This is a genomic window from Streptomyces sp. NPDC059788 (assembly GCF_042732265.1).
GTDB lineage: Bacteria > Actinomycetota > Actinomycetes > Streptomycetales > Streptomycetaceae > Streptomyces.
This window is the reverse complement of sequence record NZ_JBHWHY010000043.1, coordinates 34,173-40,302: the sequence shown is the minus strand read 5'-3', so window position 1 is coordinate 40,302 and position 6,130 is coordinate 34,173. Positions and strand designations below refer to the sequence as shown.

Below are 6,130 nucleotides of genomic sequence, written 5' to 3'. Positions count from 1 at the left end.
GGCGTTCTGCTCCGGTGGCGGTGGTTACGCCTCGCCGAGGGAGCCGAGCCATTCCTTGATGATCCGCGCGGTCTCCGGGGCGTCGTCACGGACCATGGAGAAGTGGTCCGCGTCCACGCTGCGGACCTCGGTCGGCGAGTCCCCGCCGCCGGGCTGATCGGCGTCGAGGCCGGTGACGGTCTTGATGCCGAAGATCTCCTGGGCGGCACGGACGATCAGTACGGGGGCGGTCGTGTGCTGCATTTCGAGCTGGTTCAGCATGCCCATCCAGCGCCCCATGGCGGACAGCCTGGAGTTGGTCATCCGTACCGGCGCGACCTCGTCGACCATGAAGTGGCGCCGCATCAGGCCCCGGAAGTCGACGTCCGCACTCCTCTCGTGCCGGATGCTGATGGTGTCCAGCAGCACCACGGCCTCCGGCCTGATGCCCCAGGTGTTCTCCAGCAGGGCCGCCGCCAGGTAGGCGAAGGCGCCGGCGGACGAGTGCCCGAGCAGGACGAAGGGATTGCCGTCGCTGGCCCGCAGCGCGCTCTCCGCGATGACGCGCACCGCGGTCTCGGGGGTGGCCGGCAGCCGCTCCCCCGTGGCGAAGCCGACCAGCGGCAGCGCGCTGACGTGCCGCTCGCCCCGGAAGGGCGCGGCGAGGCGGGCGTATTCGTGTACGCCGCCGTTGGCGGTGGGGGTGCTGACACAGATCAGCCGCGGTGCGTCGGGGCCGTCGGCGAGGGTGGCCGAGAGCGGCAGATCCTCCAGTTCGGCGGTGTTCTCGAAGTTCGGACGCAGGGCGCCGAGGGCGGAGATCATTTGCTGGGCCTCCGCCATCTTGTCGTTGTCCAGGGCGTCGAGGAACAGCCGCTCCAGCGAGTCGGTCTCCGGCGCGGCCGGAAGGAAGCCCCCCTGGGCTCCGGAGCCGTCCAGGGAGGACTGTTCGGCGAGGTCGCCGTAGAGTCGGGCGGCGAGGTCGGCGGGGGTCTTGCTGTCGAAGACGACGGTTGCCGACAGGTGCAGTCCGGTGATGGCGGAGAGGCGGTTGCGCAGTTCGACGGAGGTCAGGGAGTCGAAGCCCAGCTCGTAGAACTCGCGCCGGCCGTCGAGGTTCTTGGCCGAGGCGTGCCCGAGTACGGCGGCGGCCTCGGTGCGCACGACGTCGGTCAGCAGCTGCGTACGCTCCTCCGGTCGTGCCGCCTGCAGCCGGTCGATGAGCGTCGCGGAGTTCTGCGTACGGCCCGTTGCGCCCGCGGCGGTGCGCCGGCCGCCCTTGACCAGTCCGCGGAGCACCGGCGGCACCGGGCCCTGGGCCCGTACCTGCCCCGACGCCCGGCCGACCGCGACCAGGTGCGCCGCGCCGGTCGCGGTGGCCGTGTCGAACAGGGCCAGGCCGCGTTCCGGGCTGAGCGGTGCCGTCCCGTACGACGCCATGCGCTGCATGTCCGCGTCCGAGAGGGAGGCGGTCATGCCTCCGCCCTGTGTCCAGGCTCCCCAGGCGAGGGACTGGGCGGGCAGCCCCTGTCCGGCCCGGTGCCAGGCGAGCGCGTCGAGGAACACGTTGCCCGCGGCGTAGTTGCCCTGTCCCGGAGAGCCGACCACGCCCGAAATGGACGAGTAGAGCACGAACGCGGCCAGGTCGAGGCCCTTGGTCGCCTCGTGCAGGTTCCAGGCCGCGTCCACCTTCGGCCGCAGCACCGCCGAGAGCCGCTCCGGCGTGAGCGAGGTGACCACGCCGTCATCGAGCACACCGGCCGTGTGGATCACAGCGGTCAGCGGACGGTCGGCGGGCACCGAACCCACCAGCTCGTCCACCGCCGCACGGTCCGCCACGTCACACGCCCGGACGTCCACCTCGGCACCGTGAGCGGTCAGCTCCTCGCGCAGCTCGTCCACGCCCGGCGCCCCCGGCCCGCTGCGGCTGACCAGCAGCAGATGCCGCACATCACGCTCCACCACCAGGTGCCGGGCCAGGTCACGGCCCAGGCCTCCGGTGCCACCGGTGATCAGCACCGTGCCGTCCGGGTTCCACTCCCCCGGCACCAGCGCGGCGCCCTCGCCCCGCTCGGCCAGCCGCCCGACCCGTACGGCACCGTCGCGCACCACGAACTGGGCGTCGCCGGTCGTCAGCAGGCCCGGCAGGTCCGCCAGCACCGCGGCGAGATCCCCGTCCCGCAGATCCACCAGCGCGATCCGCCCGGGATTCTCCGACTGCGCCGAGCGCACCAGGCCCCACACGGCGCCCGCGGCCACATCCGCCACAGGCTCGCCCTCGACGGAAGAGACGGCGGCACGCGTGACGAACACCAGCTGCGAGGTGCCCGAATCCTCCCGGCCCAGCCACTCCTGCAGCACGCCCAGCGCCTGCGCGGTGAGTTCGTGGGTACGGCCGGGGACGTCGTCGCCCGTGCCGGTTACGGGAACCACCACGAAGTCCTCGTCGCCGGTCAGCTCGGCCAGGGACGCGACCGACGCCCCCACGCCCGGCACATCCGCGCCCAAGGACACACACCGCACCTCGGACGGCTGCACCTCGGGCGCCGCCACCCACTCCAGCGACAGCAGCGCGTCCGTGCCCGCGCCGCGCCGTGCTGCCGTCGCGGCGCCCGCGTCGGCCTGCTGGCCGCGCAGTACGAGTTCTTCGACGGACAGGACGGGCGCGCCCTCGACGTCGACGGCCGCGATGGACACCGAGTCCTCGCCGGTCTTCAGCACCCGTGCCCGCAGCACCGACGCGCCCGCGGCGTGCAGCGACACACCCTGCCAGGCGAACGGCAGGCGCTGGTCGCCCTGGCTGCCGACACCGGCCAGCCGGCGCGACTGGAGCACCGCGTCCAGCAGGACCGGGTGCAGCCCGTAGGCCCCGGCGTCCTCGGCGACCTGCTCGGGCAGCGCCACCTCCACATAGGCCCCGTCGTCGAACTGCCACACCGAACGCAGGCCGCGGAACGCGGGGCCGTAACCGGTCCCGTCGTAGAAGTCCTCCAGGTCGACGGCGACCGCGTCCTGCGGCGGCCAGGCCGTGGGCCCGAAGTCGGCGATCCGCTCCCCGCCGGCCAGCGTGCCGCCCGCGTGCTGGGTCCACGGCTGGTCGAGGGCGCCGTCCGGGCGCGAGTACACCGAGACCGTACGGTTGCCCGCCTCGTCGGCGGCCGCGGCCAGCACCTGGACCTGCGTGGCGTGCTCCTCCGTGAGCACCAGCGGCGTCATCAGCACGAAGTCCTGGAGCCGCTCGCAGCCGACCTGGTCACCGGCGCGCGTCGCCAGCTCCAGGAAACCGGCGGCCGGGAAGAGCACGTTGCCGCCCATGGTGTGGTCGGCCAGCCAGGGATAGGCCTGGAGCGACAGCCTGCCCGTCAGCACCACCCCGCCGTCGTCGGCGAGGGTGAGCGTCGCGCCCAGCAGGGGGTGTTCCGCGGGCAGCAGGCCCGCACCGCTCACGTCTCCCGACAGGGCGGCCGGACGCGGCCAGTACCGCTCGTGCTGGAAGGGGTAGGTCGGCAGGTCCACGCGACGGGCACCGGTGCCGTGGAAGATCCCGGACCAGTCCACCTCGACTCCTGCCACATGCAGCCGCGCCAGGGCTGTGAGCAGCGCCGTCTCCTCGGGGCGGTCCTTGCGCAGGGCCGATACGGCCACCTGGCCCTCGGTAGCGTCGAGGCTGTGCTGGGCCATCGCCGTCAGCACACCGTCCGGGCCCAGTTCCAGGAAGACATCGACGTCTTCGGCCACCAGGGCGCGTACCCCGTCGGCGAAGCGCACGGTCTCCCGTACGTGGCGCACCCAGTACTCCGCCGAGCACACCGATTCCCCGGTGGCGAGTCCGCCCGTCAGGTTCGAGACGATGGGGATCTGCGGGGCCTCGTACGACAGCCCCTCGGCCACCCGCCGGAAGTCCGCGAGCATCGGCTCCATCAGCGGCGAGTGGAAGGCGTGACTGACCGCCAGCCGCTGGGTCTTGCGGCCCTCCTTGGCGAACTCCTCCGCGATACGGAGCGCCTCCGCCTCGTCCCCGGCGATCACCACGGCCTCCGGCCCGTTGACCGCCGCGATCGACACACCGTCCACCAGCCGCGCCGCCACCTCACCTTCCGTGGCCTGGACCGCGACCATCGCGCCGCCCGCAGGCAGCGCCTGCATCAGCCGCGCCCGCGCCGCCACCAGCGCACACGCATCCGCCAGCGAGAACACCCCCGCCACATGCGCGGCGGCGATCTCACCGATCGAATGCCCGGCCACGAAGTCAGGACGGATACCGAGCGACTCGGTCAGCCGGAACAGCGCCACCTCCACCGCGAACAGCGCAGGCTGCGTGAACCCGGTCTCATCCAGACCCTCCGCATCACCGAACAACACATCGCGCAACCCGCCGTCGAAGTGAGCCAGCACCTCGTCGAACGCCTCGGCGAACACCGGGAACCGGCCGTACAACTCCCGGCCCATACCGACCCGCTGCGCACCCTGACCCGAGAACAGCACCGCCAGCTTGCCGACCGCGGACTCGGCGTACCCACGCGCGGCCTCGACGGTTTCGCCGCCCTCGGACAGCAGCACCGCACGGTGCTCCAGGTGCGCCCGGGTGGTCGCCAGCGAGAAGCCCAGGTCCAGAGGCGACTGGTCGGTCAGCGCGGAGATCTGCTCGATCTGCGCGGCCAGTGCCTCACCGGTTCTCGCGGAGAGCAGCCACGGCACGGCCGACGGCGAGGTACGCGGCCCCTCCTCGTCGTCGGACTCCTCCACGGCCGGGGGCTGCTCGATGATGACGTGGGCGTTGGTGCCGCTGATGGCGAAGGACGACACGCCCGCGCGCCACGGCCGGTCGGTCTTGGGCCACTCCTGGGGCTCCGTCAGCAGTTCCACCGAACCCGACGGCCAGTCCACGTGCGATGTCGGCGCGTCCACGTGCAGCGTCTTCGGCAGCACCCCGTGCCGCATCGCCATGATCATCTTGATCAGCCCCGCCGCGCCGGCCGCTGCCTGGGTGTGGCCGAGGTTGGACTTCACCGAGCCGAGCAGCAGCGGCCGCTCCGGGTCGCGGTCCTGGCCGTACGTGGCCAGCAGCGCCTGCGCCTCGATCGGGTCGCCGAGCGGGGTGCCCGTACCGTGCGCCTCGACGGCGTCCACGTCCGAGGCCACCAGACCGGCACTGTTCAGCGCCTGCCGGATCACCCGCTGCTGCGACGGGCCGCTGGGCGCGGTCAGACCGTTGGAGGCGCCGTCCTGGTTGACGGCCGAGCCCCGGACGACCGCGAGGACGGGGTGACCGTTGCGGCGGGCGTCACTCAGCCGCTCGACGACGAAGACGCCCACGCCCTCGGACCAGCCGGTGCCGTCCGCCGCGTCGGCGAACGCCTTGCACCGGCCGTCCGGCGCCAGCCCGCCCTGCCGGGTGAAGCCGACGAAGCTCATCGGGGTCGAGATCACCGTCACGCCGCCGACCAGCGCCAGCGAGCACTCACCGGACTGCAGCGCGTGGGAGGCGAGGTGCAGGGAGACCAGGGAGGAGGAGCACGCGGTGTCGAGGGTGACGGCCGGGCCCTCCAGACCGAAGCTGTAGGCGACCCGGCCGGACAGGATGCTGGCGATGAGGCCGGTGCTGCCGTGCCCCTCGATGTCCTCACGGGAGTTCATCACGACATTGGTGTAGTCGATGCCGCTGGTGCCCACGAAGACACCGGTGTCGGTGCCCCGCAGGGACCCGGGGTCGATTCCGGCGCGCTCCAGCGCTTCCCAGGAGGACTCCAGCAGAAGGCGCTGCTGCGGGTCCATCGTCACGGCCTCGCGGGGCGAGATGCCGAAGAAGTCCGCGTCGAACGAGGCGGCGTCCACGAAGCCGCCCTCGGAGGTGGCGCTGCTGCCGGCGCCGTCACCGGCGAGAACGTCGAGGTTCCAGCCGCGGTCCGTGGGGAACGCCGAGATGCCGTCCCGGCCGTCCGTCAACAACTGCCACAGGTCTTCCGGCGAGCGCACGCCACCCGGCAGCCGGCAGGACATCCCGACGATGGCCATGGGCTCCTGCTTGGCGGACTCGGCCTCCCGAAGCCGCTGGCGGGTCTGGTGCAGATCGTTCGTGACCCACTTGAGGTAGTCAACGAGCTTTTGGTCGTTCGACATGCCGTGGAACCTTCCGTGTGAAAAAGGGGGC

General features: G+C 72.4%; 1 protein-coding gene. It reads right to left on the bottom strand.

What is annotated here, in order from left to right; genetic code table 11:
- Window positions 1-24: 24 nt before the first annotated feature.
- The gene (locus tag ACFV57_RS31490; RefSeq protein ID WP_385239190.1) at window positions 25-6,099 is read right to left on the bottom strand and encodes a type I polyketide synthase; all 6,075 of its coding nucleotides are present in this window, start codon (window positions 6,097-6,099) and stop codon (window positions 25-27) included.
- Between the last annotated feature and the right edge of the window lie 31 nt (window positions 6,100-6,130).

Bases quoted from the DNA above. Each gene is read 5' to 3' on its own strand.
- ACFV57_RS31490 (WP_385239190.1), bottom strand. From the start codon at position 6,099: ATGTCGAACGACCAAAAGCTCGTTGACTACCTCAAGTGGGTCACGAAC.